The following is a 26484-nucleotide window of genomic DNA, read 5'->3' as shown; positions in this document are numbered from 1 at the left end:
GGGTCTCCGATCACATGGCACGCTATATCTTCATCACAGGCGGTGTGGTCTCGTCGCTGGGCAAGGGTCTGGCCTCAGCGGCTTTGGGTGCCTTGCTTCAGGCACGCGGTTTTTCAGTGCGTCTGCGCAAGCTGGACCCCTATCTGAACGTCGATCCTGGCACGATGTCGCCTTTCGAGCATGGCGAGGTCTTCGTCACAGATGATGGCGCAGAAACCGACCTCGACCTTGGGCATTACGAGCGTTTCACCGGCGTCGCCGCGCGCAAGACCGACAGCATCAGCTCGGGCCGGGTTTACTCCACCGTGCTAGAGAAAGAGCGCCGCGGCGATTATCTGGGCAAGACCATTCAGGTGATCCCTCACGTTACCAACGAAATCAAAGACTTCATCGACATTGGCGATGATGAGGTCGACTTTATGCTTTGCGAAATCGGCGGCACCGTGGGCGATATCGAGGGGCTTCCCTTCTTTGAGGCGATCCGCCAGTTCAGCCAAGACAAGCCGCGCGGCCAGTGTATCTTCATGCACCTCACGCTGCTGCCCTACGTCAAGGCCAGCGGCGAATTGAAGACCAAGCCGACGCAGCACTCGGTCAAAGAACTCCGCTCCATCGGCATCGCGCCCGACATTCTGGTTTGCCGCTCCGAAGGTCCGATCCCCGCCAAGGAGCGTGAGAAGCTGGCGCTTTTCTGCAACGTGCGCCCGGATTCGGTGATCGCCGCGCAGGATTTGAAATCAATCTACGAAGCTCCGCTCGCCTATCACCGCGAAGGGCTGGATCAGGCGGTTCTGGATGCCTTCCAGATCACCCCCGCGCCCAAGCCGAACCTGTCGCGTTGGGAAGATGTGGCCGACCGCATTTACAACCCCGAGGGCGAAGTCAAAGTCGCCATCGTCGGCAAATACACCCAGCTTGAAGACGCCTATAAATCCATCGCCGAGGCGCTGACCCATGGCGGCATGGCGAACCGGGTGAAGGTCAAGGTCGAATGGGTCGACGCCGAGATTTTCGACAGCGAAGACCCCGGTCCGCATCTCGAAGGGTTCCACGCGATCCTCGTCCCCGGCGGCTTTGGTGAGCGCGGGACCGAGGGCAAGATCAAGGCCGCGCAATATGCCCGCGAGCATAAGGTGCCCTATCTGGGCATCTGTCTTGGCATGCAGATGGCCGTGATCGAGGCGGCGCGCAACGTGGCGGGTCTGAAGACGGCAGGGTCGGAAGAATTCGACCATGAAGCCGGGAAAAAGCGTTTTGAGCCGGTGGTTTACCACCTCAAGGAATGGGTTCAGGGCAACCACAAGGTGGCGCGCAAGGTCGATGACGACAAGGGCGGCACCATGCGTTTGGGCGCCTATGACGCAACGCTGGTTGAAGGGTCGCGCGTGGCCGAAGCCTATGGCACCACCACCATCGACGAGCGTCACCGTCACCGCTACGAGGTCGACATCGCCTATAAGGACCAGCTTGAGAAGGCCGGGCTGAAGTTTTCGGGCATGTCGCCCGACGGCAAGCTGCCTGAGATCGTCGAATGGTCGGATCACCCGTGGTTCATCGGCGTTCAGTTCCACCCTGAGCTGAAGTCCAAGCCCTTCGACCCGCACCCCCTGTTCAAGGATTTCGTGCGCGCCGCCAAGGATGTTTCGCGGTTGGTATAAGCTCTTGAGGCCCGTGCGTTCTGCGCCGGGCCTTTTTTCTGCCGGCAACCACTAAAAGGCCCGGAATCAAGCCGCAGGCGCCGGGCCCTCGCCTGCCCGCCCGCCACGCCGTAGGCGTGCCATCATTCATTCGGCGCACCTGCGGTGCGTCGGGTAGGCGATTTCGCGACGGGCGCGTACTTCTGCGAGAACACATCACGGTAGCACCATAAAGTGGCATGGATCGCGGTTTGGTTCGCCCACCCGCGGACAGGCGCTGGCCCTCCCCCCTCTTTCGCGTTGCACCCGCCATCCCATCCGCTACAGCTAGGCCATGCTGAGCTATCAACACATCTACCACGCCGGAAACCTTGCAGACGTGCAGAAACACGCGCTTTTGGCGTGGATGCTGTCCTATCTTACCCGCAAGGACAAACCGCTCACCTATCTGGAAACCCATGCAGGCCGGGCGCTTTATGACCTGTCGGATGCGGCGGCGGAAAAGACCGGCGAAGCGCGGCAGGGCATCGACAAGGTGCGCGATTGGTTCGCCCCTGATCACCCTTACAGGCAGGTTCTGGAAGCGCTGCGCGAGGCCCACGGCCCGCGCGCCTACCCCGGCTCTCCCCTGCTGGCCGCGAAACTGTTGCGCCCCGATGACCGCATCCATCTGGCCGAGTTGCACCCGCAAGAACATAGCGCCCTTGATTTGGCGATGTCGCCCTACCCCGCGAAATGCCACCTCAGCGACGGGTTCGAGATGGCCTTTGCCCTGACCCCGCCAACACCGCGCCGGGGGATGCTGCTGATCGACCCCTCTTACGAGATCAAAACCGATTACGAGACCATTCCGCGGCAGATCGCCAAACTCAACCGCGCTTGGAACGTGGGCATCATCGCCCTGTGGTATCCAATTCTGACAAACCGCGCGCATGAGCCGATGCTCGACAAGCTTACCGCCAACCACCCCGATGCGCTGCGCCATGAAGTGCGCTTTCCGCCCGCGCGGCCCGGGCATGGTATGGTCGGCTCGGGCATGTTCGTGATCAATCCCCCCTACGGGCTCGACAATGAGGCACAGAACCTCACCGCCCGTTTCGCCACCTTGACCCAACAGGAGAGATAACAAATGCCAAAGGGCTATTGGATCGCCACCATGGATATCCACGACACTGCGATTTACGACAAATACCGTGCTGCCAATGCCAAACCCTTTGCGGATTACGGCGCGCGCTTTCTTGTCCGCGGCGGCACCCAGCAGATCCGCGAAGGGCAAATGCGCGCCCGCACCGTAGTTTTGGAATTCGACAGCTACGCCGATGCGGTCGCCTGTTACGAAAGCCCCGGCTACCAACGGGCGAAAGACATTCGCCTGAACGTGGCGGACGGGTCTTTGGTGATCGTCGAGGGCTATGACGGCTAAGCCCATGTGGCCTTTGCAGGAACCTGCGCCCCCGATGCGCAGTTTCCTCTATGGCGACCCTGTTTCCTGCGATAAGTGAGCCCCATGCTGAACCGACTGTTCCCCCGCCGCAAGGCACAGCCGAAACCTTTGCCGCAGCCCAATGCCCAACTGGCACTGGGCGCGCTTTTGGTGCGTGTGGCCTTTGCCGATCGCAACTACCGCGCTTCTGAGATTGGCCAGATCGACCGCATTCTGGCGCAGACCTTTGGCCTCAAACCCATCGAGGCGGCGAAACTGCGTGCCACTTGCGAAGCGCTGGAGCGCGACGCCCCCGGCACGCCGGAGTTCACCCGCATCCTGCGCGAAGAGGTCGACTATGCCGACCGCAAGGCGTTGGGCGAGGCGATGTGGCAGGTGGCCTTATCGGACGGGGCGCGCAACGAAGACGAGGAAATTCAGCTTGTCGCCATCGAAACCGCCCTTGGCCTGTCGGATGAGGATATGGCCGCAGCCCGCGCCAACGCTTTGAACACGCTATGACATTCCCTTTTCCCGCAGCAGGATGATGACGCATATATGTTTGGTGACTTTCTCAAACGGCTGACCCAGCCCGAACCCGATCCATTGGCCGATAATGACGCCCGCCTCGCGCTGACCGCGCTTTTGGTGCGCATCGCCCGGTCTGACAATGACTACGCGATGAGCGAGCGGCGCTTGATCGACCGGATCGCCGCCCAGCGTTACGGCCTGAACGAGGCCGACGCCACCGCCCTGCGTAAAGAGGCCGAAGCGCTGGAGGCCCAAGCCCCCGACACCGTGCGCTTTACCCGTGCGATCAAGGATGCGGTGCCTTATGAACACCGTCTGGAGGTCATCGAGGCGCTTTGGCAGGTGGTTCTGGCCGACGGCAGCCGCTCCGACGAAGAAGACGCGCTGCTGCGGCTGGTGTCGAACCTACTGGGCGTCACTGATACCGACAGCGCCATGGCCCGCCAGCGTGTTGCGAAAGAAAACTGACTTAGCGTCAGGACCGGGACTGTGATGCAACGCGGGGCAAACTCTGCGTTGCAATTTCCGTCGATTCGTCGCTTTATAGCGCACTGAAATGACAGATTGGCGACAGTTTCCGTGACCACAGACACCCCGGTTATCCAGATCAAGAACCTCCACAAGGCCTATGGCACGCTGGAGGTTCTCAAAGGGGTCGATCTGACCGCCCCGCGTGGCCATGTGATCTCGCTCATCGGGTCGTCCGGCTCGGGCAAATCGACGCTGCTGCGCTGCTGCAACCTGTTGGAAGACAGCCAACAGGGCGAGGTGATCTTTAAGGGCGAACCGGTGCGGTGGAAGGGCGACGGCCACCAGCGCTGCCCGGCGGACGCCAAACAGGTACTGCGCATCCGCACCAACCTGTCGATGGTGTTCCAGCAGTTCAATCTCTGGGCGCATATGTCGATCCTGCAAAACGTGATGGAAGCGCCGCTGACCGTGCTGGGCCGCGACCGGGCGGAGGTGGAGCGCGCCGCGCGTGGCTATCTGGAAAAGGTCGGCATCGGCGACAAATGCGATGTCTACCCCGCCCAGCTCTCCGGCGGGCAGCAACAGCGCGCCGCCATCGCCCGCGCCCTCTGCATGGAGCCCGAGGCGCTGCTCTTTGATGAGCCCACCAGCGCGCTCGACCCCGAGTTGGAGCAGGAAGTCGTCAAGGTTATCAAGGATCTGGCCGCAGAGGGGCGCACGATGGTGATCGTGACCCATGATATGAAACTGGCCGCCGATGTCAGCGATCATGTCGTCTTTTTGCACCAAGGTCTGATCGAAGAACAAGGGACGCCCGAAGAGGTCTTCGGCGCGCCCAAATCGGAACGTCTGCGTGGGTTCCTTTCGGCAACCCAGCCTGCGTAAAACGAGAACCAAAGGGAGTTACCAAATGAAAAAGATCCTACTGGCAAGCGTCGCGCTCAGCATGACCGCTGGCTTCGCGATGGCCGAAGCCCATGGCAAAACCATCCGCATGGGCACCGAGGGCGCCTACCCCCCCTACAACTTCATCAACGACGCCGGCGAAGTCGACGGGTTCGAGCGTGAGCTGGGTGACGAGCTGTGCAAGCGCGCCGAGCTGACCTGCGAATGGGTCAAGAACGACTGGGACAGCATCATCCCCAACCTCGTGTCGGGCAACTACGACACAATCATGGCGGGCATGAGCATCACCGACGAGCGTAAAGAAGTCATCGCCTTCACGCAGAACTACTATCCGCCCACCGCCTCGGCCTATGTCGCGGCTTCTGAGGACGCGGACCTCGAAGGCGGCGTTGTCGCCGGTCAGACCGCGACCATCCAAGCGGGCTATGTCGCCGAAAGCGGCGCCACGCTGATCGAATTCGCAACCCCGGAAGAGACCGTCGCCGCCGTGCGCAACGGTGAGGCCGACGCGGTCTTCGCCGACAAAGACTACCTCGTGCCGATCGTCGAGGAATCTGGCGGTGAGCTGATGTTCGTGGGCGACGATGTGCCGCTCGGCGGTGGCATCGGCATGGGCCTGCGCCAGTCCGACACCGAGCTGCGCGACACCTTCGACGCCGTCATCACCGAGATGAAGGAAGACGGCTCGCTGAACGAAATGCTCAAGAAGTGGTTCGGCGAAGACACCACCACCTACGAGTGATTCCATCTCAGGCGCGCCCGTCGCGGCGCGCCTGACCATGCCTGCGCGGGCCCCGCGCGCAGATCAGCCCACGGGGGCCCATGTTCTCTTTCTGCACCGATCCGTCGACCCTGAATGACTGGCTCTGGACCGCCTGTTACCTGACCACCGGCGTCCATATGTCCTTCTACCTGTCCTTCCTGAAGGTCCTGCTGCTTTTGGCGGTCACCGCCCCCGTGGCGCTGGCCTTCGGCTTTGGCGGGGCCATGATGGCACGCGCGCGTTTCGCCCCGCTCAGCTGGGTCGGCAAGGGCTATATCGCGCTGGTGCGCGGTGTGCCGGATATCGCCTTCTTCCTGTTTTTCGTGATCGCGCTCGATCAGGGCATCGAGTATCTGCGCCACAAGGTGCTTTGCCCCGATTGGGACATGCCGATCCGCCAAGGCAGCGACTTCGTCGTCTGCCAAGAGGCCAAGATGCCCTTGGGCAATGCCGCCCAATGGGTGCATGAGACCTATGGCTTCGGCCTTGCGGTCTTTACCTTTGCCATCGTTTTCGGCGCCTTTGCTGCCAACGTGCTTTTCGGCGCCATGCGGGCTGTGCCGAAGGCGCAGCTTGAAACCGCCGAAGCCTATGGCATGACCCACCGCCAGACCTTCTGGCGGGTGCTGGTGCCGCAGATGTGGGTCTATGCCCTACCGGGCCTCAGCAACCTGTGGATGGTGCTGATCAAGGCCACGCCGCTGCTGTTTTTGCTGGGTGTCGAGGATATCGTCTATTGGGCGCGTGAACTGGGCGGCACCAAGACGCCGCGCTTCACCGATTACCCGCACCCCGACTGGCGCATGTGGTACTTCCTCGCGCTTCTGGTCTTCTATCTTCTCTTTACCCGCGTCTCCGAAGTCGTGCTGGACCGGCTGATGAAACGGCTGACCCACGGTCAGGCCACCACCGGCGGCGAAGCCCAGCGGAGGGCCGGCGCATGAGCTGTCTGCAAACGATTCAGGACTACGGCCTGCGGTCTCTTGGCTATGGCGAGCGGCTGCTGCCGCGCGACGGTTTCACGCTTTGCGAGCAGTTCACGCTGATTGGCTCGGGCATGATCTGGAACGTCTATTTCGGCGTCGTCGCCCTGCTGACCGGGTTTTTCTTTGCCACGGCGCTTGGCGTCGGCAAGGCCAGCGCGAACCCGTGGTTCCGCAAACCGGCGGAGTGGTTCATCTTTATCTTCCGCGGCTCGCCGCTCTTCATCCAGTTCTTCTTTGGCTACTTCCTGTTTCTGTCGCTGAAATCGGAATACGCCTTCTTCGCCCCCTTCACGGCGGCATGGCTGGGCGCGTTGATCGTGCTCTTTCTCAACACTGCCGCATATTCGGGCGAAATTTTTTACGGCGCGCTGCAATCCATCCCCAAGGGCGATGTGGAGGCCGCGGATGCCTATGGTCTGTCGGGTTGGTCACGCTTTCGCCGGGTGATCTGGCCCACCTCGCTGCGGCTCGCTTGGCCCGCCTATACGAATGAGGCGATTTTCCTGTTTCACGCCACGACACTGGTGTTTTTCAGCGGTTTCCCGGCATGGCAGCAGCGCGGTGACGCGCTCTATTACGCCAGCTATTTCGCGGATAAGACCTTCAACCCCTTCGTCCCCTATCCCATTCTTGCCGGTTATTTCATCCTTCTGACGCTCTGCATCATCGGCGTCTTTGGTTTGATCAATTCCCGCCTCAACCGCCACCTGCCCCAAGCGCAACGCCGTAAAATTCGCTTGCGTCCTAATTTGATCCGGTAGTATCCATTATTTGATCAAATTACGCGGCGCGTGGGCGCCAACCGCTTTTGCCCCCCCCCCGGGCGAACCGCTTTGTGACATGCCCACCGCCCTTTCAGGTGATGTATGAACAACTGGCTTCGCAAAAATCCTCAGGTCCGCACCATTCGTGTGGCCGCCGCCGACCTCAATGGCCAAGCGCGGGGCAAGCGTATTCCCTCGCGCTTTGCCGATAAGGTCACGACCGAGGGCACCCGCTTTCCCGTCTCGGTGCTGAACCTCGACATCTGGGGCGAGGATATCGACGACAGCCCTCTGGTGTTCGAAACGGGCGATGCGGATGGCGTGCTGAAACCGACCGAGCGGGGCTTCATGCCGATGCCATGGCTCGACGCGCCCTCGGCCCTGCTGCCCATCTGGATGTTCCGCGAAGATGGCCGCCCCTACCCCGGCGATCCGCGCCATGCGCTGCGCGCGGTGCTGGACCGCTACAAGGCGCGCGGGCTGACGCCGGTCTGCGCCGTTGAGCTGGAATTCTTCCTGATCGACGATTCGGGCCGCAACCTTCAGGTGCCCGTCTCGCCCCGGTCGGGCAAGCGGCGCAAGGCGGCCGAGACCATGTCGATCCGCGCGCTTGACCAGTTCGATCTGTTCTTCACCGATCTTTATGACGCCTGCGAAGAGATGGACATCCCCGCCGACACCGCCATTTCCGAGGCGGGTCTGGGCCAGTTCGAGATCAACCTCATGCATTGTGACGATGCGCTGCGCGCCGCCGATGACGCATGGCTGTTCAAGATGCTGGTCAAGGGTTTGGCACGGCGGCACGGCTTTGCCGCAAGCTTTATGGCGAAACCTTATGAGGATTACTCCGGCTCCGGCCTGCACACCCATTTCTCGGTATTGGATGAGAAGGGCGACAACATCTTTGACGATGGCGGGCCGAAGGGGACCGACACGCTGCGCCACGCCGTGGCGGGCTGCATGAACGCGATGCAGGGCTCGGCGCTGGTCTTCTGCCCGCATGCCAATAGCTTTGACCGGATGGTGCCGGAATCCCATGCGCCCACCGGGGTTTGCTGGGCCTATGAGAACCGTACCGCCGCGATCCGCATTCCCTCGGGCAGCCACAAGGCGCGGCGCATCGAACACCGCGTCTCGGGCGGGGATGTGAACCCCTATCTGATGCTCGCCGCCGTGTTGGGTGCAGCGCTCAACGGGATCGAAGACGCGCTTGAGCCGCCCGCCCCGATCACCGGCAACGCCTATGCCGCCGAATTGCCGCGCATGCCGAGCGATTGGAAAACCGCCATCGACCTGTTTGAAAGCTGCCCCCATGTGGCGCGCATCTTCGCGCCCGAGATGATCCGCAACTTCGTGCTGACCAAACGCCAAGAATTGCATTACATGCAGGAATTGACCCCAGAGGAACAGGTCGAGATCTACCTCGACACTGTGTAACAGGTGACACATGAAAATCGGCATTCTGCAAACCGGCCACTCCCCCGACGACTTTCGCGAACAGCTCGGCGACTATGGGGAGATGTTCACCAAACTGCTGGATGGCCACGGGTTTGACTTTCAAATCTGGTCGGTTGTCGATGGCATCCTGCCCGATAGCGTGACGCAGGCCGACGGCTGGCTGATCACCGGATCGAAACACGGCGCCTATGAGGATCACGATTGGATCCCGCCGCTGGAGGAGTTCATCCGCCAGACCTACGCTGATGGCCGCCCAATGGTCGGTGTCTGCTTTGGGCATCAGATCATCGCCCAAGCGCTTGGCGGCAAGGTCGAGAAGTTTACCAACGGCTGGTCCATTGGCCGCACAGAATACGACATGGATGGTGACAAACTGGCGTTGAACGCATGGCATCAAGATCAGATCGTGGAACTGCCCGAAGGCGCGCGTGTCGTCGCCTCCTCGGATTTTTGCGCCTATGCGGCGCTGGCCTATGACGACCGCATCTGGACGGTGCAGCCGCATCCCGAATTCGGCCATGACTTCATCGACGGCTTGATCAAAACCCGTGGCAAGGGCGTGGTGCCCGAGCACCTGCTGGAACAGGCGACAGCCGCCTTGGGCGGCCCCATCGACAACCAAAAAATCGCGGACCAAATGGCCGCATTCTTTAAAGACAACAGGAAAGAGAGGGCCTGATGGCCGAGGATTGGACAGAAGCACTACCCGAAGCGGCGCGCGCCTATCTTGAGGGCCGGCGTCTGGACGAAGTGGAATGTATCATCCCCGACCTGCCCGGCATCGCCCGGGGTAAGGCCGTCCCGGCGTCGAAATTCGCGCGGCAAGAGTATTTCCACCTGCCCGACAGCATCTTCTACCAGACCATCACCGGCGAATGGGGCGAAGCGGCGGGCGATGACGGCTTTATCGAAAAAGACATGATCCTGCGCCCGGATATGGACACGGCCACCGCCGCACCTTGGACCGGCGATTGGACGCTTCAGGTCATCCACGACGCCTATGACCGCAACGACAAGCCGGTGGCCTATTCCCCGCGCAATGTGCTCAAACGCGTGGTGCAGCTTTACCGCGACAAAGGGTGGGAGCCGGTCGTCGCCCCCGAGATGGAGTTTTTCCTCGTGGCCCGCAACATCGACCCGGCCAAGGAAATCCTGCCGATGATGGGCCGCTCGGGCCGCCCGGCGGCGGCGCGGCAGGCCTATTCGATGACCGCCGTGGATGAATTCGGCCCCGTGATCGACGACATCTACGACTTTGCCGAAGCGCAGGGGTTCGAGATCGACGGCATCACCCAAGAGGGCGGCGCAGGCCAGCTTGAGATCAACCTGCAACATGGGGATCCGGTGCGGTTGGCCGATGAGGTGTTCTATTTCAAACGGCTGATCCGCGAAGCCGCGATGCGGCATGAATGCTACGCCACCTTCATGGCCAAACCCATCGCAGATGAGCCGGGCAGCGCCATGCATATCCACCATTCGGTGCTGGACGTGAAAACCGGCGAGAACATCTTTGTCGATGCCGAAGGGGAAGAGACCGCCCCCTTCCGCCATTTCATCGCCGGTTTGCAAAACCACATGCCAAGCGCGCTCGCCGTGATCGCGCCCTATGTCAATTCCTACCGCCGCTACGTCAAGGATCACGCCGCGCCGATCAACCTTGAATGGGGCCGCGACAACCGCACCACGGGCATTCGCGTGCCGCTCTCGGGGCCCAAGTCGCGCCGGGTGGAAAACCGTCTCGCGGGGATGGACTGCAACCCCTACCTCGGCATCGCCGCCAGCCTCGCCTGCGGCTATCTGGGGCTGATCCAGCAGAAAGACCCGCTGCCCGAATTCAAGGGCGATGCCTATGTCGGCGAAGGGGATATCCCGCAGGTTCTGGGCCAAGCGCTCGACCTTTTCGAGGAGGCGACAGAGCTGCATGAGGCTTTGGGTCCGGATTTCGCCCGCGTCTATTCCATCGTGAAACGGGCGGAATATGAGGAGTTCCTACAGGTCATCTCGCCTTGGGAACGTGAACATCTGCTGATGAACGTCTAACGCCCGGAGGCCCGATGAACCTGCTCTACGCCAATGACACGCCCGGCCAGTACCCTACCAGCTGGTACGCCGCCACCGCCACGAAACACGCGGCCTACCCGCCGCTTCAGGGCGATACAAAGGCCGATGTCTGTGTCATTGGCGGCGGCTACACCGGGCTTTCCGCTGCGCTGCATCTGGCCGAGGCGGGCTATGACGTGGTGCTTTTGGACGCGCAGCGCGTGGGTTTTGGCGCCTCGGGCCGCAATGGCGGACAGTTAGGCTCGGGCCAACGGATTGAGCAAGATGGGCTCGAAAAGATGCTGGGCGAAGAACATGCCGCCAAGCTGTGGCAGATGGGCGAAGAAGCGAAGGAACTGGTCAAATCCCTCATCGCGAAACATGAGATCGACTGCCATCTGAAGCCCGGCGTGGCTTGGACCGGCTCCACCACATCTGACGTGCGGCATCTGCACGATTATGCAGAGCATCTGCAAAAGCGCTATGGCTATGATGAGATCGAAGTGTTGGATCACGCCGCGCTGCAATCGGTCTGCCCCTCGCCCGACTACAAGGGCGGCGTGCTCGATATGGGCGCCGCGCATCTGCATCCGCTGAACTACGCCCTTGGCCTTGCCCGCGCCGCCGCCGCCGCAGGCGTGCGCATTCATGAGACAAGCCCCGCCGAGAACATCGTCGAAGGCAGCAAGGCGCTGGTGCAAACCGCCACAGGCAGCGTCAGCGCCGATCATGTGGTGCTGGCCTGCAACGGCTATCTGGGCAAGCTCAACGGCGACGTGGCTGCCAAGGTCATGCCGATCAACAATTTCATTGCCGCGACCGAACCCTTGGGCGCGCGCGTGAAAGACGTGCTGCCCCGCGACGTGGCCGTGGCCGACAGCCGCTTTGTGGTGAACTATTTCCGACTGTCGCACGACGGGCGGCTGCTGTTTGGCGGCGGCGAGAGCTATGGCTATCGCTTCCCGCAGGACATCGCCGCCAAAGTGCGCAAACCGATGTCGCAGGTCTTTCCGCAGTTGAAGGACGTTAAGATCGACTATGCTTGGGGCGGCACTCTTGGCATCACGATGAAGCGCCTGCCCTATGTGGCCCGGCTCGCGCCGAACATCCTCTCAGCCTCGGGCTATTCCGGTCACGGGGTTGGGACGGCGACCCATGCGGGCTATCTGATGGCCAAGGCGATCGAAGGCGATGCCGCGGGTTTCGACACGATGGCCGCGATCCCGACACAGGCCTTCCCCGGCGGGGCCTCTCTGCGTAGCCCGCTTTTGGTGCTTGCGATGCTTTGGTATGCGACGCGGGATCGGTTGGGGCTGTGATTTTGGTCTGAGCGGTGTTGCGGGTTTGGCTGGTGGTGGAGAGCGGGGGCTCTGCCCCCATCGCGCCTTAGGCGCGATTCCCCCGAGGGTATTTAGGAAAGGATGAAGGGGAAGAGGGGGTGGCCTGTTGTGGAGGCATCCCCCCTTGGTTTGCGCGGGCGTTTATTTTACTATTCTGGAAATCATTATTCAGGATTTTGAAATATGGCTTTGCCCGACATGCACCGTGCCGAACCGATCCCTGCCGAAGCGGAGGCCGCCATTGCGGAGCTTTTGCAAAGTGGCGATCTTTTTCGCTATACTGCGGCCAAGGACGCGCCAGCTTCCCTGTTGGAGGTCGAATTTGCGCAGATGATGGGCAGTGAATATGCGCTGGCCGTGTCCTCCTGCTCGGCCGCGCTGTTTCTGTCCTTGCTTGCTTTGGACTTGCCGGATGGGGCGCCGGTGTTGATCCCGGGTTTCACCTTTGCTGCCGTGCCTTCTGCAGTGATCCACGCAGGCTGCAAGCCGGTGCTTTGTGAAGTGGGTGAGAATTACCGTGTGGATTTGGAGGATTTCGCCGCCAAACTGCCGGACGTTCGGGCGGTGATCATCAGCCATATGCGGGGGCATACTTCGGATATGGATGCGATCATGGGGCTTTGCGAGGCTGCTGGCGTGCGGGTGATCGAAGACGCTGCCCATTCGCTGGGCACGCTTTGGCGGGGGCGGAAAATCGGGACGATTGGCAAAATCGGCTGTTTTTCCTTCCAGTCCTACAAGATGATCAACGCGGGCGAAGGCGGCATTCTGATCACCGATGACGCCGATCTGGTGGCGCGGGCGATCATCATGTCGGGCGCTTATGAGCATAATTGGAAGAAACACGCGGCCCTGCAAGACAGTTTTGCCAAGTGGCAGAACCGGCTGCCGCTGTACAATCTGCGCATGTCCAACCTTTCGGCTGCGATCATCCGGCCGCAATTGCCGCATTTGCCGCGCCGGGTGGCCGATGGGCTGCGCAATCACGATCACATGGCGGCACGGCTGGCGGCCTCCCCCTTGATCGAGGTGCCGCGCCCCCTGCCCGGTGAGACCCGCGCGCCGGATTCGATCCAGTTCAATCTGGTGGGCCTCTCTGACGCCAGCATCCGCGCTTTCGCGACAGCGGCGGAGGCGGCGGGGGTGAAGGTGCAAGTCTTTGGCCAGAGCACCGACAACGCCCGCGCCTTTTGGAACTGGCAGTTCATCGAAGACCGGCCCGAGCTGCCGCGCACCCGCGCCATGCTGATGCGGGCCTGTGACGTGCGGCTGCCGGTGCAATTGACGCTGGAAGAGATCGACGCCGTGGCGGATGTGATTTTGGGCGCGCTGAGGGATGTGGCCGAGGCGCAGGCGGCCTGAGGCGGGCGCGCGGCGCCCGCGTCTTCTGGGGTTAATTCAGCTTTGACAGTTTGTCCTGCAATTCTGCCAACTGCTTTTTGATCGCATCCAGATCGTCGCCGTGTTCGGCCTGCTGTTTGGGCGGCTCTGGCGTGGTGGATTTGGCCCAGCCGCCGGTCATCGCCTTCATGAAGGCTTCTTGCTGCGCCTGCATCGCTTCCATGCCGGGCATCTTGGCCATCGGGTTCATCGCGCTCATGTTTTCGATCGCCTTGGATTGGCCATCACGCAGCATGTCGAAGGAGGCTTGCAGGAACTGCGGCACCACCGAGACATTGCCCGACATATAGCTGCGCACCAGATCGGTCAGCACATCGACCGGCAAGACGGCCTCGCCCCGGCTTTCGTGTTCGGCGATGATTTGCAACAGATATTGCCGTGTCAGGTCATCGCCGGATTTCAGATCGACGATCTGAACCTCGCGCCCGTCGCGAATGAAACCGGCGATATCTTCCAGTGTGACGTAATCGCTTGTTTCGGTGTTGTAGAGCCTGCGGCTGGCGTAGCGTTTTATCAGCAAGGGCTTCGGTTTGTCCGCCATGATGTTACTCCCGACCAATGGTGCTGCATCGCAGCTTAGGACAGCGATCGGCAAATAGAAAGAGCGCATGACAAAAGGGCAGGCCCGTCTGGACCTGCCCTTTCTTTAAGCATTACTTGGCGCTGGAAAGCCCAGCGTCAGATTTACTTCACAGTCGCTTTTTTTGGCGGCAGCCTGTGCGGTGGCGACGCCTTCGGTGGTGGCGGCTTTGGCGTCGCTTTGCAGGTCTTTACCAGCCGACATCATCAGCTCGACGGTGTCCATCTGAACCTTTTTCGCGATCTCGGCGAAGGCGGCCATATGCTCGGCCGCGGATTCGGCGGAGGCGGAGGCGAAATCGGTCATCGCTTTGGCATAGTCTGTGGGCTCGGCTTTGACCTTGGTCATCTCGGTCAGGCGGGCCAGTGTCTCTTTGGTCCAAGCGGTGGAGATGTCGGCGGATTTTTCAGCCGCGTCGAAGGCAACGCCGGAGAGTTTCTCGTTCAGGGTGGCGGTGTTTTTGAATGCGTCTTGCATGGCGGCGTTATCCACCGGGAAAGCGCCCAGAACGTCTTTGAACATCGCGGTCATGTCAGGTGTCTTGGTCATGTCTCAATCCTTTTAATGCTACTGTGGCAAGGGAGCGGGGAGACCCGTCCGTTTCGCGTCTGACCACAACATAGATGCCGCAGCGCAGCATTTCAAGGTTTTTTCTGCATTGCAGCATGAGCCGAAGGGTGTTTGGATTACCTAAGGTAATCAGTCGCTTGCCTTGCGGGTTACATAGCTGCCCGGGGCATCGGCGAGAATCTCGCGCCCATCGTCACCGGGAAACCGTGCGGGAATCATTGCCCCTGCCCGTTTGCCCAGCCACTTGCCCCACCGCGGCCACCAAGACCCTTCGTGAAAGGCGGCGGCCTCGCGCCATGCGGCGTAGTCCTGCGTGAGATCGCCGTTCACATAGTGGCCGTATTTCTTCCGATTGGGCGGATTGACGATGCCCGCGATATGGCCCGATTGCGCCATGATGAAGGTCTTGTCCTTCGACCCCATCTGCTGCACCCCGCGGTAGCAGTCTTTCCACGGCGCGATGTGATCCGTCTCACAGGCCACGGCGCAAAGCGGCACCTCGATATCATCCAGCGTCAGCCGTTCCCCGAGCAGTTTGAAACCGCCCTCGGCCAATTCGTTTCGCTGGCACAGGCCGCGCAGGTATTGCATCGCCATCTGCCCCGGCAGATTGGCCCCGTCGCCGTTCCAATAGAGCAGGTCAAAGGCCGGGGGCGTCTCGCCCATCATGTAGCTGCGCACGGCGGGGCCATAGACCAGATCGTTGGACCGCAGGAATGAGAAGGTGCGCGCCATGACGACCGAGGGCAGAATGCCCTTATCCGCCGTCTCGGCCTCGATCCCGTCGATGAAGTCATTGGTGAGGAAGGGCTGAAACTCCCCCTGATCCGAGAAATCGGTGAGCGCGGTGAAGAAGGTGGCGGATTTGATCGAGCTATCGCCACGTTTTTTCAGCAGCGACAGGGTCAGCGCCAGCGTGGTGCCCGCAATGCAATAGCCCACCACGTTAAGGCGTTTCTCCTGAGTGATCGCCTTCACCTCTTCAATCGCGGCGAGGTAGCCCTCTTCGACGTAATCCTCCATGCCGATTTGGGCATAGCTGGCATCGGGGTTCACCCATGAGACGATGAACAGCGTGTGGCCCTGATCGACCAGCCATTTGACGAGGCTGTTCTGCGCCTTGAGGTCGAGAATGTAGAACTTGTTGATCCACGGCGGGAAGATCAACAGCGGGGTTTTATGGACTTCTTCGGTGCTGGGGGTGTATTGGATCAACTCGAACATGCGGTTGCGAAACACCACCTTGCCCGGCGTGGTGGCGATGTTGCGGCCCAGCTCAAAGGCGCTGTCATCCGCCAGTTTCACGACCAGCTCGCCATTGTTGGCCTCCAGATCTGCGATCAGGTTTTCTAGACCCTTCACGAGGCTCTCGCCCTCGGTCTCCACCGCGCGTTCCAGCACATCGGGATTGGTGGCGAGGAAGTTGGTCGGCGACATCATCGCGATGATCTGCTGACTGAAATAGACCAGCCGCTTTTTCTCAGCCGGGTCCATGTCTTGGGCATCTTCGACCGCTTGGCGCAGCGCTTCAGCGTTGATCAGATACTGCTGTTTGATGAAGTTGAAATAGGGATGCGTCTGCCACAGCGGGTTGGCGAAACGCTTGTCGGTCGGCGCGTCCTCTTCCACCGGGGCCAGACCGCCCTTGGCCAGCGCCTGCTGCGCCTCAACGAAATGGGCGACCGATTTGGTCCAATAGCCCATCTGATGCTCCATCAAACGGGCCGGATTGGTCATCGCCTCGGCCCAGTAAGACTGTGCCGCCTTGGCGAAAAGCTGTTGGTTCGGACCATCGAGCGCGGGCTGATGGCCCTCGCGCTGCGCCATCACCCGGGTCAAACGCTTGCTTAATTCTTCAACCTTTTTCAAGTTTTGCGCCATACGAGACAGGGCTGGAGGCTCGGCAATCTCGGGATTCTCGGATTCTGTTGTCATCTTAACCCTTACCTCCTATCTTCGCAGGTGCAGCATAAAGGAGCCCCCACATGCGCTATATGGCCACCTACGACATGATGGAGTCCATCCGGAACACCAATCAATGGCTCGGCGCTTCTGCGCTTGCTATGGCATCCTACCCGGCTTTCTCTCTGTTTCCAAACCCTGCGATGGAATGGCTCGCCGCTTGGGGTGAGGTGACGGAACGGACCTTTGCCCGCATGGTCGTGAAACCCGATTGGGACATCCCCCCGGTGGTCGGCCCCAAGGGGCAGGACTGTCTGGTCAGCATCGAGCCGGTGATGGAGCGGCCCTTTGGCGATTTGCTGAAATTCTCGGTCCAAGGCCGCGAAGAGACGGGCCGCAAGGTTCTTTTGGTCGCGCCGATGTCGGGTCATTACGCCACGCTGCTCCGTTCCACTGTGATCTCCCTGCTGCCTGATTGCGACGTCTATGTGACGGACTGGCACAATGCGCGTGACATTCCAGTTAGCGCGGGCAAGTTCGACATCGAGGATTATACGCTCTACCTCGTTGATTTCATGCATCACCTCGGGCCGGACACCCATGTGATCGCGGTCTGTCAGCCTGCGCCGCTGACGCTGGCCGCCACCGCCTATCTGGCCGAGGAAGCGCCCGAAGCTCAGCCGCGCACGCTGACGCTGATCGGCGGGCCGATCGACCCCGATGCCGCGCCGACGGATGTAACCGATTTCGGCCATAGCGTGACCATGGGCCAGCTTGAGCAGATGATGATCCAGCAGGTCGGCTTCAAATACGCGGGCGTGGGGCGCAAGGTCTATCCGGGGCTGTTGCAGCTTACCTCCTTCATCTCGATGAACAATGACACTCACCGCGATGCCTTTGCCAATCAGATCACCCGCGTGGCGCAAAAGACGGCGCATGAGCATGACAAGCACAACAAGTTCTACGACGAATACCTCGCCGTGATGGACATGCCGGCGGAGTTCTACCTCTCGACCGTGCAACGCATTTTCAAAGAGCGCGAGATCGCGCGGAATGTCTTTACGGTGGCGGGCCGTCAGGTCGACATCGGCAAGATCACCACCGTCGCCGTCAAAACGGTCGAGGGCAGCAAGGACGATATTTCGGCCCCCGGCCAGTGCATCGCCGCTCTTGATCTGCTGACCGGTCTGCCCGATGCCAAAAAGGCCAGCCATCTTGAGCAGGGCGCGGGCCATTACGGGATCTTTGCGGGCAAAAGCTGGCGCAATAACATCCGGCCCTTGGTGCTTGACTTTATCGACGCGAACAACGGCACGCCTGAGCCGCAGAACCCTGCGCCCCAAACGCCCGGGCCGCAAAAGCCCGCGTCTCAGAAAACCGAGGCCAAGAAGAGCGATAAACCGGCAGCGGCCTAAGCCACCGCCCTATTGCAGCACCAGAGGTTGATGCAGCCAGTCGCGCAGCGCGGCTGTGGTCGCCTCTGGCTGCTCAAGGCTGGGCAGATGGCCCGCGTCTTCGAGCACCGTCAGCTTGGCATAGGGGATCATCTCGGCCATGAAGGCATGGCGTTTGACCGGGCAGAGCGCGTCATGCTCCCCACACAGCACCAGCGCGGGCACCTTGCACTTGCGCAGCACCGCCTGCTGATCGCGCCGCCGTTGCAAAGCGCGGGATTGGCGCACGAAGACATCGCCGCCCAGCGTCTCAGCCATCTCCATCGCGCGGGTCAGCACCTCCCCCCGCCCCTTGCCGGGGGCGAGGAAACCATTGGCCATCCGCGCTTGCATCGCCTCCCCCAGCTTGCCCGATTGCGCCATGATGATCTGCGGTTCACGGTCCGCGGCAATGGCGGGCAGTTCGGCCAGCACATGGGTCGCCAGCAGGGCGATGCGGCTGATCCGGTCGGGCGCGCGGCGCAGCAATTCCAGCGCCACCACACCGCCCATGCCCTGCCCCACCAGCGCGAAACGCGGCGGCAGTTGATCCAACAGGCCCGAGGCGATCTCCTCGATCCGTTCGCCTTGGGTGATCGGGGCCAGCACCACGGTCCCGCGCGGGGAGAGCGCTTGAATCTGCGGCGTGAAGACACGCGCGTCGCACATCATGCCGGGCAGCAGAACGATCGGCTCAGCCATTGGGCAGGCTCCGGTGCGGTATGCGGTTGAAATGACGTGGTTTCATGCCGTCCCCCTTGGGTTTGGCGGTCTCTTAGCATGGGTGGTTTCGGGGGACAGCGGGGCGCGGCCCTATCGGCGGTTCCATGCCCGCGCCCTTGGTCACCCCGCGTCGCCGGAGACCGCGTTGATCGCCTCCACGATCATTGCCAGACAGCGCGCGTCTGAGAAACGGTGATCGGCATCCTTGACCAGCGTCAGTTGCATGTCAGGGCTTTGCGCATGCTCCAACAGCCGCACCGCCGTGGCCGTGCTGACGGCGGTGTCCGCCGTGCCCTGCAACAGCCGCACCGGGAACGGCAGGTTCAGCGGATCGCGCAGCACCAACCGCTTGCGCCCGTCCTCGATCATCCGGCGGGTGATGATATAGGGCTCCATATAGTCCGACGGCAATTCGACCTGCCCGACCTCTTCCAAGGTCTGTTTCTGCGCCTCGGTGAAATTCGCCCAATAGCCATCTTCGGTGAAATCGGGGGCCGCGGCGATGCCGACCAGCCCGGCGACCCGCTCGGGCAGATGCCGCGCCAAGAGCAGCGCCTGCCAGCCGCCCATGGAGGAGCCGACAACGATCAGCGGCCCCTCGGTCAGCGCCGCGACTGCGGCCAGCGTGTCTTCGTGCCAATCGCCAATGCACCCTTCGGTAAATAGGCCCGACGATTCCCCATGGCCCGAATAGTCGAATCGCAGAAAGGCGCGCCCCCCGGCCCGCGCCCAGTCTTCGAGATAGACCGCCTTGGTCCCCATCATGTCGGACTTCAGCCCGCCCAGAAACACCACGCAGGGCCCCGCCCCTTCGGTCTTGTGATAGGCGATACGCCGACCCTGCGGCGTGTCGATGAATTTGCTGTCTGCCATGCTGCCTCCGTCTTTGGTCCAATCATGAGCATCGCGGCGGATGAGGGCAAGTCAGTCCTCGGACAGATGCTCAACCTCCGGCAGCCAATGGGCCAACACGGCGGCGGCCAGCGCCATGACGGCAAAAAGCATCAGCGTTGCCTGCGCCCCGATCAGCGCGGCCCCGCCGCCCAGCACGCCCGCCAGCAGCAAGAGCAGCCCGATCACTGTATTGCTCACGGCAGCATAGGCGGCGCGCTGGTCTTTCGGGGCCATGTCGACCAGATAGGTCGACCGCCCCTGCCGCACGCCGTGATAGGCGATCATCAGGATGAAGAGCACCGCAGGCATCGCCCAGACCGCCTGCGCCAGATCAAGGAACCACAGCCCCACCGCCAGCGCCATCGCCACTGCGCCAACGATGCCGGTCAGCATCAGCACCCGGCGGCTCGACATATCCGACAGCCGCCCCCAGACGTAGGAGCTGACCAAAGACGCCAGCGCCGAGGCCAGCACCAAGGCCCCCAATTGGCCCAACTGCCCGCTCTCTGATGAGCCAGCAAGCACCACCAGATAGGGCGGCGCCAGCGCGGTAGAGACCAAGAGCCCGCGCACCAGAATGAAAAGCCACAGTTCCCGGTTGCCGCGCAGCAGCTTGAAATCCACGCCATCGGCCTCTTCGGTCTCGCTCGGCGTTTCCATGATCGTCGAGAACAACAGCGCCGCGCCGATCCATAGGGCCGCCGCCAGCGCGATGGCTGCCACGACGACACCCCGACTTTGAAAAAGGCCCGACATCAAAAGCCCCGCAAAGATCACCACCCCGACCGAGGAGACAGACCCCGCCAAGCCGGTCACCGATCCGCGCCGGGTCTTGCCCACTGTCTTGCCCAGAATTTCCTTGAACGACACCGAACAGGCCGCGCGGCAAACGGCGAGCAGCGCCAGCGCGGCGCAGACCGCATAGCCCGCCGTGGCCCCCTCAAGGCTGAGCGCAGCAAGGGCGATCAGCCCCGCCGCCACGCCCTGCCCGACCGAGCCCCAGACCCAAGCCCATTTGCGCCGCGCCATGCGCTCCACCACGCCCGCCAACGCAATCTGCGGCAAAAGCGACCCGGCCTCGCGGATCGGCACCAAGGCGCCCGCGAAAACCGCAGGCGCGCCAAGGGCGCTCAACAGCCAAGCCAAGACCAGTTTCGGATCGATCAGACCATCGGCCACTTTGGTCATCGACAGCGACACGATGTGGCGCAGCCCGTTGCGCGCCTCGGCCCTTTGCGCCTTGTCGTCCAACCCCGGGGCCGGGTCGTCCGCCCCCGAAATCGTCTCGAATGCGCGCTGCGCCGTGTCGTCTTGCATCTGACCGATCCTCATTGTTGCCCGCCTGACATAGCGCGCCATCGCCCTGCCGCAACTTTCCCGAAGTGACCCCGCTTGCATTGACAAGCTGCCCCCGCCCCGCCACATAGGCCCAACACATAACCCGCAACCGGGCGTCTCGTAGGCGCCAAACCGACGAGGAGCGCCCAAGATGGCCCAAATCTCCCTCACCCTTCCCGATGGCAACAGCCGGCAGTACGACGCCGGGATCACCGCTGGTGAAGTGGCTGCCGATATCTCTAAATCGCTCGGCAAAAAGGCCATCAGCGCCACTGTGAACGGCGCGCATTACGATCTGGCATGGCCGATCGAAGCCGACGCCAGCATCGCCATCCACACCATGGCCGACGAAGAACAGGCCAACGAGCTGGTGCGCCACGACCTTGCGCACATCATGGCCCGCGCCGTGCAGGAGCTCTGGCCCGACACCAAGGTTACCATTGGCCCCGTCATCAAGGATGGCTGGTATTACGACTTTGACCGCGCAGAGCCCTTCACCCCCGAGGATCTCGGCCTCATCGAGAAAAAGATGAAGGAGATCATCAACAAGCGCGACCCCGTCCGCACCGAGGTCTGGGACCGCGCCCGCGCGATCAAACATTACGAAGACCTGAACGAGCCCTACAAGGTCGAGCTGATCGAGGCGATCCCCGGCGACGAGCCTTTGCGGATGTATTGGCACGGCGATTGGCAGGACCTCTGCCGTGGTCCGCACCTGCAACACACTGGCCAAGTGCCGGGCGATGCCTTCAAGCTGATGTCCATCGCCGGTGCTTATTGGCGCGGCGACAGCAGTCGCGCCATGTTGCAGCGCATCTACGGCGTGGCCTTCACCGGCAAGGAAAAGCTGCGCGCCCATCTCAACATGCTGGAGGAGGCCGCCAAGCGCGACCACCGCAAGCTGGGCAAGGAAATGGGTCTGTTCCACATGCAGGAAGAGGCGCCCGGTCAGGTCTTCTGGCACCCTAACGGCTGGCGCATCTACACCACCTTGCAGGACTACATGCGCCGCATGCAGGACCGCGACGGCTATGTCGAGGTGAACACCCCGCAGGTCGTGGACCGCAAGCTTTGGGAAAAGTCCGGCCACTGGGACAAGTACCAAGAAAACATGTTCATCGTCGAAGTTGACGAGGACCATGCCCGCGAAAAGGCGGTGAATGCGCTCAAGCCGATGAACTGCCCCTGCCATGTGCAGGTGTTCAATCAGGGTCTGAAATCCTACCGCGACCTGCCGCTACGCATGGCCGAGTTCGGCTCCTGCGCGCGCTACGAGCCTTCGGGCGCGCTGCACGGCATCATGCGGGTGCGCGGTTTTACCCAAGACGACGGCCATATCTTCTGCGCCGAGGATCAGATCACCTCGGAAACCGCGAAGTTCATCGCCTTCCTGTCCAAGGTCTATGCCGATCTCGGCTTCGAGAACTGGACCATCAAACTCTCCACCCGCCCCGAAAAGCGGATCGGCTCGGATGAGACCTGGGACCACATGGAACAGGCGCTCGGCGATGCCTGCAAGGCCGCGGGCTATGACTTCGAGGTGCTTGAGGGCGAAGGCGCCTTCTACGGGCCGAAGCTTGAGTTCACCCTGACCGACGCCATCGGGCGCAACTGGCAATGCGGCACTCTGCAGGTCGACGCGAACCTGCCCGAGCGGCTGGAGGCGAGCTTCATCGGGCAGGACGGGAACAAGCACCGCCCCGTGATGCTGCACCGCGCCACCCTGGGCAGCTTCGAGCGGTTCATCGGTATCCTGATCGAGGAACACGCGGGCAAGCTGCCCTTCTGGATCGCGCCGCGGCAGGTCGTTGTGGCCTCCATCACCTCCGAGGCCGATGACTATGTGGCCGAGGTCGTGGAAACGCTGAAGGCTGCGGGCGTCCGGGCCGAGGCGGACATGCGCAACGAGAAGATCAACTACAAGGTCCGCGAGCATTCGCTGGGCAAGGTGCCGGTGATCCTCGCCGTGGGCGCGCGCGAAGTCGAAGAGCGCACGGTCTCAGTCCGGCGTCTGGGGCAAAAGCAGACATCCGTACAGCCGCTCGACGCACTCACCGCCGAACTGGCACAGGACGCGACCCCGCCTGACCTGCGCTAACGCGCTGTAACAAACATGCGCTCCGGCGGGTTTGCGGGCAATATGCCCCCTACCTGCCGGAGTGTTTTTGTAACAATCCCTCCCTTCCTGCGCGGGATCGTTACAACTTTCGCCGTTTTTCCGCGTGAATTCTGACGGGACTGTGACACACTCGCTCGTGACTGGCTTGTGAGCGAACGGGCTGCTCTAGTAAGCCTGTCAACACCACCAGGAAGGAAAATGACAATGTCCAACACACTCAAGACCGCCGCCATCGCAGGGGCCGTCGCCGCCGCACTCGGCAGCCACGCCACCACCGCCTCCGCCGCTTCGCAAGAGAAATGCTACGGCGTGTCGCTGGCCGGTGAGAATGACTGCGCCGCGGGCCCCGGCACGACCTGCGCCGGCACCTCCGTGACCGATTACCAAGGCAACGCATGGACCCTCGTCGACGAAGGCACCTGCGCCGAGATCGACCTCCCCGCCATGGCCGATGGGACCGAGCGGACCGGCTCTCTTGAGCCGCTTGACCGCGACCTGCCCGCTTAATCAAAGCGGTCCGGGCGGCACCCGCCCGGACCCTGCCCCGCCCCATGCCGGAGGCCGATATGCGCGACGATACCCCCCCTCTCACCACGCTGCCCAATGCCCCCGGGGTCGGATATAAATCCCGACATTTCGATGGCTTGATGGCCGATCCCGGCCCGGTCCGCTGGATCGAAGTGCATGCCGAAAACTACATGGGCGACGGTGGCCGCCCCCATGCGCAGCTGCGCGCCTTGCAGGAACGTTTCGCACTGTCGGTTCATGGCGTCGGCCTGTCGATCGGCGGCGAAGGCCCCCTCGACACAGACCACCTCGCGCGGCTCAAGACCCTCTGTGACCGAACCCAGCCCGCGTCCTTCTCCGAACATCTGGCTTGGTCGACCCATGGGATGGAATATCTCAACGACCTCCTCCCCCTGCCCTATACCGAGGAAACGCTGACCCGCGTCGCCGCGCATATCAATCAAGTGCAAGACGTATTGGGGCGGCAAATGCTGCTCGAAAACCCCTCCAGCTACCTCGCATTCGAAGAATCCGACTTGTCCGAAACTGACTTTTTAGCCGAGGTCATCGCGCGAACCTCCTGCGGGCTCTTGCTGGATGTCAACAATGTCTTCGTTTCAGCCACCAACCTCGGGCTATCGCCGCAGGGCTACATCGACGCCTTCCCGACAGACCATGTAGGGGAGATCCATGTGGGCGGCCATGACGACGACACCGACGATCACGGCGCGCCGCTGTTGATCGACAGCCATGGCAAAGAGGTCGTCGATCCGGTCTGGGACTTGCTCAGCTACACGCTGGCCCAAACCGGGCCAAAGCCGGTACTGGTCGAGTGGGACAATGACGTGCCCGACTGGCCCGTCCTCCGGGCCGAAGCCAATCGCGCTGCCGAGGTTCTGGCGTGACCGACCAGCACAGTTTTCGCGCGGCGCTGCTCGATCCCGCACGCCCCGCGCCCGAGGGGCTGCGCGATGGCAAGGGGCAACCGGCGGGCGCGCGCTATGGCGTCTATCGCAACAATGTCACCCATTCCCTGATCGCGGCCCTCGAAGTGGCCTTTCCGCTGGTGCGCAAGCTGATCGGTGCCCGCAATTTTGCCGACCTCGCGCCGCTCTATGTCCGGGCGCATCCACCAAAATCGCCAATGATGATGCATTATGGCGCGGATTTCCCGGGGTTCATCGCAGGTTTCGCACCGCTGGCAAAAATCGGCTATCTCGCCGATGCCGCAAGGCTCGACCTCGCGCTGCGGTCCTCCTACCACGCCGCCGACGCGGCACCGCTGGAGCCGCAGACCTTCGAGGCGCTCCCTCCCGATGCGCTGATGGGGGCGAAGCTGACTCTCGCCCCCGCGACCCGCGTTCTGCGGTCAGATTGGCCGCTTTTCGACATCTGGCGCTATAATTTCACCGATAACGCGCCCAAGCCGCGCAACGTGGCGCAGGACGTGGTGATCACCCGCCCCGCCTATGATCCCGCCCCGCATCTAGCGCCGCCCGGCGCGGCGCAATGGTTCGGTCACCTCTCCGAGGGGCGAACCTTCGGGGCGGCCCTTGATGCCACAGTCGGTGCCGCACCTGAGTTCGACCTCGCCGCCGCCCTAGGCTTTGCCCTGAGCCACGGCGTCTTCAGCGCGATTTCCGTGGAGGAAAGCAAATGACCCGATTTCTGCCCCTTTACCGCACCACCGCCGACCGACTAGCGCGGGCCGACTGGCTGCTTCCGACCCTCGCGCGTTTCCTCTTTGCCGCGGTCTTGCTGGTCTACTTCCTGAACGCCGGTCTAACCAAACTCGGCCCCGGCCCTTTGGGCCTCTTTACCCCCTCCACCGGGGCCTACGCCCAGATCTTCCCCCGCGTTTTTGAGGCGGTCGGCTATGACACCGACGCGCTTGGGCTGTTTCATTGGCTTGTCGTCGTCGCCGGAACAGTGGCGGAGTTCATCCTGCCCCTGCTCATCGTCATCGGCCTGCTGACTCGACTGGCCGCGCTGGCGATGGTGGGCTTTGTCGTGGTGCAATCGCTGACCGATCTCTACGGCCACGGCAGCGCCCTCGGCGCGTGGTTCGACCGTTTCCCCGACGCCCATATCCTCGACCAGCGGGCGCTCTGGGTCTTCTTGCTTTTGGTGCTGGTCATCAAAGGGGCCGGCCCCCTGTCACTGGACCGGCTGATAGCAGGCCGCGGTTAAAGCATCGCTTGAACGTCGGCTTCTATCTCTTTGCTCCACCCTAGAAATAGCCGATCACCCACCGCAATCAGGGGCCGCTTCATCAGGGCCGGATAGGCTTGGATCAGGGCCAGCGGCTCCTCCTTCCGGGCCGCGTCATCCAGCCCGCGCCAGGTGGTTGAGCGGGTGTTGAGCAAGGCCGCACCAAACTGCGCGTGGGCCTTTTCCAAGACCGCTGTGGGGACGCCCTCCTCCCGCACATCGACCAATTGCGCCTCTGGCAGCGCCTTTTTCGCCTTGCGACAGCTGTCGCAATTTTTCAGCCCATAAATTAGCACATCCGTCTCCCTCAGCCCCGCGATCCCGCGCCCATTTGCGGATCTCGCAGCTGTTCGCTTGATTTTTTTTCCAGTCCGCGCGATCTTTCTATTATGGCGGGTCGCAATTCAATCGCTTTCGCCATTCTGCTGAACGCAGAGACGCAAAGACAAAGGAGGCGCGGAGATTATGCCAACTGGCACCGTGAAAA

The 26484-nt window shown here is 62.1% G+C and carries 27 protein-coding genes; 20 read left to right on the top strand and 7 right to left on the bottom strand.

Annotated features, from left to right (window positions below; all coding sequences use genetic code 11):
• Positions 1 to 14: 14 nt before the first annotated feature.
• The 14 genes from FCK22_RS13475 (at position 15) to FCK22_RS13410 (ending at position 13681) form a co-directional block, all read left to right on the top strand.
• Complete coding sequence (locus FCK22_RS13475; RefSeq protein WP_067262354.1) at positions 15 to 1658, top strand: CTP synthase; 1644 nt, start codon at positions 15 to 17, stop codon at positions 1656 to 1658.
• Positions 1659 to 1971: 313 nt separating this feature from the next.
• Complete coding sequence (gene rlmJ / locus FCK22_RS13470) at positions 1972 to 2763, top strand: 23S rRNA (adenine(2030)-N(6))-methyltransferase RlmJ (RefSeq protein ID WP_067261009.1); 792 nt, start codon at positions 1972 to 1974, stop codon at positions 2761 to 2763.
• A gap of 3 nt (positions 2764 to 2766) precedes the next feature.
• Entirely contained in the window at positions 2767 to 3060 is a 294-nt protein-coding gene (locus FCK22_RS13465; RefSeq protein ID WP_067261008.1) for a DUF1330 domain-containing protein, read from the top strand.
• A gap of 84 nt (positions 3061 to 3144) precedes the next feature.
• Entirely contained in the window at positions 3145 to 3582 is a 438-nt protein-coding gene (locus FCK22_RS13460; protein ID WP_067261006.1) for a TerB family tellurite resistance protein, read from the top strand.
• A gap of 36 nt (positions 3583 to 3618) precedes the next feature.
• Positions 3619 to 4059, top strand: coding sequence for a TerB family tellurite resistance protein (locus FCK22_RS13455; RefSeq protein WP_067261004.1), 441 nt, complete (start codon positions 3619 to 3621; stop codon positions 4057 to 4059).
• Between the two features lie 111 nt (positions 4060 to 4170).
• Complete coding sequence (locus tag FCK22_RS13450) at positions 4171 to 4947, top strand: ATP-binding cassette domain-containing protein (RefSeq protein ID WP_067261003.1); 777 nt, start codon at positions 4171 to 4173, stop codon at positions 4945 to 4947.
• A 25-nt stretch (positions 4948 to 4972) separates the two neighbouring features.
• Entirely contained in the window at positions 4973 to 5710 is a 738-nt protein-coding gene (locus tag FCK22_RS13445; protein WP_067261001.1) for a transporter substrate-binding domain-containing protein, read from the top strand.
• Between the two features lie 80 nt (positions 5711 to 5790).
• Positions 5791 to 6675, top strand: coding sequence for an ABC transporter permease subunit (locus FCK22_RS13440; protein ID WP_067260999.1), 885 nt, complete (start codon positions 5791 to 5793; stop codon positions 6673 to 6675).
• Positions 6672 to 7478, top strand: a complete 807-nt coding sequence (locus FCK22_RS13435; RefSeq protein WP_067260997.1) for an ABC transporter permease subunit — start codon at positions 6672 to 6674, stop codon at positions 7476 to 7478. Before FCK22_RS13440 ends, FCK22_RS13435 begins: the two co-directional genes overlap by 4 nt.
• A 105-nt stretch (positions 7479 to 7583) precedes the next feature.
• Positions 7584 to 8918: a glutamine synthetase family protein gene (locus FCK22_RS13430; RefSeq protein ID WP_067260995.1), complete on the top strand. Its 1335-nt coding sequence runs from the start codon at positions 7584 to 7586 to the stop codon at positions 8916 to 8918.
• Between the two features lie 10 nt (positions 8919 to 8928).
• A complete protein-coding gene (locus tag FCK22_RS13425; protein WP_067260993.1) occupies positions 8929 to 9618 on the top strand; it encodes a type 1 glutamine amidotransferase in 690 nt (229 codons plus the stop codon).
• On the top strand, positions 9618 to 10979 hold the full coding sequence (locus FCK22_RS13420; protein WP_067260991.1) for a glutamine synthetase family protein: 1362 nt from the start codon (positions 9618 to 9620) through the stop codon (positions 10977 to 10979). The genes FCK22_RS13425 and FCK22_RS13420 overlap by 1 nt, the downstream gene beginning before the upstream one ends.
• A gap of 14 nt (positions 10980 to 10993) precedes the next feature.
• Positions 10994 to 12298 carry an FAD-binding oxidoreductase gene (locus FCK22_RS13415; RefSeq protein ID WP_067260989.1) on the top strand — a complete coding sequence of 435 codons (1305 nt, stop codon included), beginning with the start codon at positions 10994 to 10996 and terminating at the stop codon, positions 12296 to 12298.
• A gap of 204 nt (positions 12299 to 12502) precedes the next feature.
• Positions 12503 to 13681, top strand: a complete 1179-nt coding sequence (locus tag FCK22_RS13410) for an aminotransferase class I/II-fold pyridoxal phosphate-dependent enzyme (protein WP_067260987.1) — start codon at positions 12503 to 12505, stop codon at positions 13679 to 13681.
• A gap of 31 nt (positions 13682 to 13712) precedes the next feature.
• Here the strand turns inward: FCK22_RS13410 and phaR are convergent, their stop codons facing one another.
• The 3 genes from phaR to phaC form a co-directional block, all read right to left on the bottom strand.
• The gene (gene phaR, locus FCK22_RS13405) at positions 13713 to 14261 is read right to left on the bottom strand and encodes a polyhydroxyalkanoate synthesis repressor PhaR (protein ID WP_067261013.1); all 549 of its coding nucleotides are present in this window, start codon (positions 14259 to 14261) and stop codon (positions 13713 to 13715) included.
• A 105-nt stretch (positions 14262 to 14366) separates the two neighbouring features.
• Positions 14367 to 14849 carry a phasin family protein gene (locus FCK22_RS13400; RefSeq protein WP_136720487.1) on the bottom strand — a complete coding sequence of 161 codons (483 nt, stop codon included), beginning with the start codon at positions 14847 to 14849 and terminating at the stop codon, positions 14367 to 14369.
• Between the two features lie 150 nt (positions 14850 to 14999).
• On the bottom strand, positions 15000 to 16805 hold the full coding sequence (gene phaC / locus FCK22_RS13395; RefSeq protein ID WP_067260983.1) for a class I poly(R)-hydroxyalkanoic acid synthase: 1806 nt from the start codon (positions 16803 to 16805) through the stop codon (positions 15000 to 15002).
• 50 nt (positions 16806 to 16855) lie between these two features.
• Here phaC and phaZ point away from each other — a divergent pair, with 50 nt between their 5' ends.
• Entirely contained in the window at positions 16856 to 18187 is a 1332-nt protein-coding gene (phaZ, locus tag FCK22_RS13390; protein ID WP_067260982.1) for a polyhydroxyalkanoate depolymerase, read from the top strand.
• A gap of 9 nt (positions 18188 to 18196) precedes the next feature.
• On the opposite strand, the gene FCK22_RS13385 is transcribed toward phaZ, so the two are convergent.
• The 3 genes from FCK22_RS13385 to FCK22_RS13375 all read right to left on the bottom strand — a co-directional run bounded on the left by FCK22_RS13385 (position 18197) and on the right by FCK22_RS13375 (position 21139).
• Positions 18197 to 18907 carry an alpha/beta hydrolase gene (locus tag FCK22_RS13385; RefSeq protein ID WP_067260980.1) on the bottom strand — a complete coding sequence of 237 codons (711 nt, stop codon included), beginning with the start codon at positions 18905 to 18907 and terminating at the stop codon, positions 18197 to 18199.
• A 141-nt stretch (positions 18908 to 19048) separates the two neighbouring features.
• Positions 19049 to 19801 carry an alpha/beta hydrolase gene (locus FCK22_RS13380; RefSeq protein ID WP_067260978.1) on the bottom strand — a complete coding sequence of 251 codons (753 nt, stop codon included), beginning with the start codon at positions 19799 to 19801 and terminating at the stop codon, positions 19049 to 19051.
• Between the two features lie 51 nt (positions 19802 to 19852).
• Positions 19853 to 21139, bottom strand: coding sequence for an MFS transporter (locus FCK22_RS13375; protein WP_067260977.1), 1287 nt, complete (start codon positions 21137 to 21139; stop codon positions 19853 to 19855).
• 172 nt (positions 21140 to 21311) lie between these two features.
• Between FCK22_RS13375 and thrS the strand changes: the two genes are divergently transcribed.
• The 5 genes from thrS (at position 21312) to FCK22_RS13350 (ending at position 25976) form a co-directional block, all read left to right on the top strand.
• Entirely contained in the window at positions 21312 to 23258 is a 1947-nt protein-coding gene (gene thrS / locus FCK22_RS13370; RefSeq protein ID WP_067260975.1) for a threonine--tRNA ligase, read from the top strand.
• 225 nt (positions 23259 to 23483) lie between these two features.
• Positions 23484 to 23786: a DUF2282 domain-containing protein gene (locus FCK22_RS13365; protein WP_067260973.1), complete on the top strand. Its 303-nt coding sequence runs from the start codon at positions 23484 to 23486 to the stop codon at positions 23784 to 23786.
• A 59-nt stretch (positions 23787 to 23845) separates the two neighbouring features.
• Positions 23846 to 24691, top strand: coding sequence for a DUF692 domain-containing protein (locus FCK22_RS13360; protein ID WP_067261011.1), 846 nt, complete (start codon positions 23846 to 23848; stop codon positions 24689 to 24691).
• Entirely contained in the window at positions 24688 to 25446 is a 759-nt protein-coding gene (locus FCK22_RS13355) for a DNA-binding domain-containing protein (RefSeq protein ID WP_136720486.1), read from the top strand. The genes FCK22_RS13360 and FCK22_RS13355 overlap by 4 nt, the downstream gene beginning before the upstream one ends.
• The gene (locus tag FCK22_RS13350; protein WP_067262107.1) at positions 25443 to 25976 is read left to right on the top strand and encodes a DoxX family membrane protein; all 534 of its coding nucleotides are present in this window, start codon (positions 25443 to 25445) and stop codon (positions 25974 to 25976) included. The genes FCK22_RS13355 and FCK22_RS13350 overlap by 4 nt, the downstream gene beginning before the upstream one ends.
• Here the strand turns inward: FCK22_RS13350 and FCK22_RS13345 are convergent.
• Positions 25973 to 26293 (bottom strand): ArsC/Spx/MgsR family protein, encoded by a 321-nt coding sequence (locus FCK22_RS13345; protein ID WP_067262108.1) that lies wholly within the window; start codon positions 26291 to 26293, stop codon positions 25973 to 25975. The two genes, FCK22_RS13350 and FCK22_RS13345, sit on opposite strands and share 4 nt — an antisense overlap.
• Positions 26294 to 26484 lie beyond the last annotated feature (191 nt).

Origin of the sequence: Sulfitobacter sp. 15WGC, assembly GCF_005068605.1 — a bacterium.
Lineage (GTDB): Bacteria > Pseudomonadota > Alphaproteobacteria > Rhodobacterales > Rhodobacteraceae > Sulfitobacter > Sulfitobacter faviae.
This window is presented reverse-complemented; position numbering and strand designations above follow the sequence as displayed.

What these genes read in the sequence shown, in the direction of transcription:
- FCK22_RS13475 (WP_067262354.1), top strand. Translation starts at nt 15, where the DNA reads ATGGCACGCTATATCTTCATCACAGGCGGTGTGGTCTCGTCGCTGGGC.
- rlmJ (WP_067261009.1), top strand. Translation starts at nt 1,972, where the DNA reads ATGCTGAGCTATCAACACATCTACCACGCCGGAAACCTTGCAGACGTG.
- FCK22_RS13465 (WP_067261008.1), top strand. Translation starts at nt 2,767, where the DNA reads ATGCCAAAGGGCTATTGGATCGCCACCATGGATATCCACGACACTGCG.
- FCK22_RS13460 (WP_067261006.1), top strand. Translation starts at nt 3,145, where the DNA reads ATGCTGAACCGACTGTTCCCCCGCCGCAAGGCACAGCCGAAACCTTTG.
- FCK22_RS13455 (WP_067261004.1), top strand. Translation starts at nt 3,619, where the DNA reads ATGTTTGGTGACTTTCTCAAACGGCTGACCCAGCCCGAACCCGATCCA.
- FCK22_RS13445 (WP_067261001.1), top strand. Translation starts at nt 4,973, where the DNA reads ATGAAAAAGATCCTACTGGCAAGCGTCGCGCTCAGCATGACCGCTGGC.
- FCK22_RS13440 (WP_067260999.1), top strand. Translation starts at nt 5,791, where the DNA reads ATGTTCTCTTTCTGCACCGATCCGTCGACCCTGAATGACTGGCTCTGG.
- FCK22_RS13435 (WP_067260997.1), top strand. Translation starts at nt 6,672, where the DNA reads ATGAGCTGTCTGCAAACGATTCAGGACTACGGCCTGCGGTCTCTTGGC.
- FCK22_RS13430 (WP_067260995.1), top strand. Translation starts at nt 7,584, where the DNA reads ATGAACAACTGGCTTCGCAAAAATCCTCAGGTCCGCACCATTCGTGTG.
- FCK22_RS13425 (WP_067260993.1), top strand. Translation starts at nt 8,929, where the DNA reads ATGAAAATCGGCATTCTGCAAACCGGCCACTCCCCCGACGACTTTCGC.
- FCK22_RS13420 (WP_067260991.1), top strand. Translation starts at nt 9,618, where the DNA reads ATGGCCGAGGATTGGACAGAAGCACTACCCGAAGCGGCGCGCGCCTAT.
- FCK22_RS13415 (WP_067260989.1), top strand. Translation starts at nt 10,994, where the DNA reads ATGAACCTGCTCTACGCCAATGACACGCCCGGCCAGTACCCTACCAGC.
- FCK22_RS13410 (WP_067260987.1), top strand. Translation starts at nt 12,503, where the DNA reads ATGGCTTTGCCCGACATGCACCGTGCCGAACCGATCCCTGCCGAAGCG.
- phaR (WP_067261013.1), bottom strand. Translation starts at nt 14,261, where the DNA reads ATGGCGGACAAACCGAAGCCCTTGCTGATAAAACGCTACGCCAGCCGC.
- FCK22_RS13400 (WP_136720487.1), bottom strand. Translation starts at nt 14,849, where the DNA reads ATGACCAAGACACCTGACATGACCGCGATGTTCAAAGACGTTCTGGGC.
- phaC (WP_067260983.1), bottom strand. Translation starts at nt 16,805, where the DNA reads ATGACAACAGAATCCGAGAATCCCGAGATTGCCGAGCCTCCAGCCCTG.
- phaZ (WP_067260982.1), top strand. Translation starts at nt 16,856, where the DNA reads ATGCGCTATATGGCCACCTACGACATGATGGAGTCCATCCGGAACACC.
- FCK22_RS13385 (WP_067260980.1), bottom strand. Translation starts at nt 18,907, where the DNA reads ATGGCTGAGCCGATCGTTCTGCTGCCCGGCATGATGTGCGACGCGCGT.
- FCK22_RS13380 (WP_067260978.1), bottom strand. Translation starts at nt 19,801, where the DNA reads ATGGCAGACAGCAAATTCATCGACACGCCGCAGGGTCGGCGTATCGCC.
- FCK22_RS13375 (WP_067260977.1), bottom strand. Translation starts at nt 21,139, where the DNA reads ATGCAAGACGACACGGCGCAGCGCGCATTCGAGACGATTTCGGGGGCG.
- thrS (WP_067260975.1), top strand. Translation starts at nt 21,312, where the DNA reads ATGGCCCAAATCTCCCTCACCCTTCCCGATGGCAACAGCCGGCAGTAC.
- FCK22_RS13365 (WP_067260973.1), top strand. Translation starts at nt 23,484, where the DNA reads ATGTCCAACACACTCAAGACCGCCGCCATCGCAGGGGCCGTCGCCGCC.
- FCK22_RS13360 (WP_067261011.1), top strand. Translation starts at nt 23,846, where the DNA reads ATGCGCGACGATACCCCCCCTCTCACCACGCTGCCCAATGCCCCCGGG.
- FCK22_RS13350 (WP_067262107.1), top strand. Translation starts at nt 25,443, where the DNA reads ATGACCCGATTTCTGCCCCTTTACCGCACCACCGCCGACCGACTAGCG.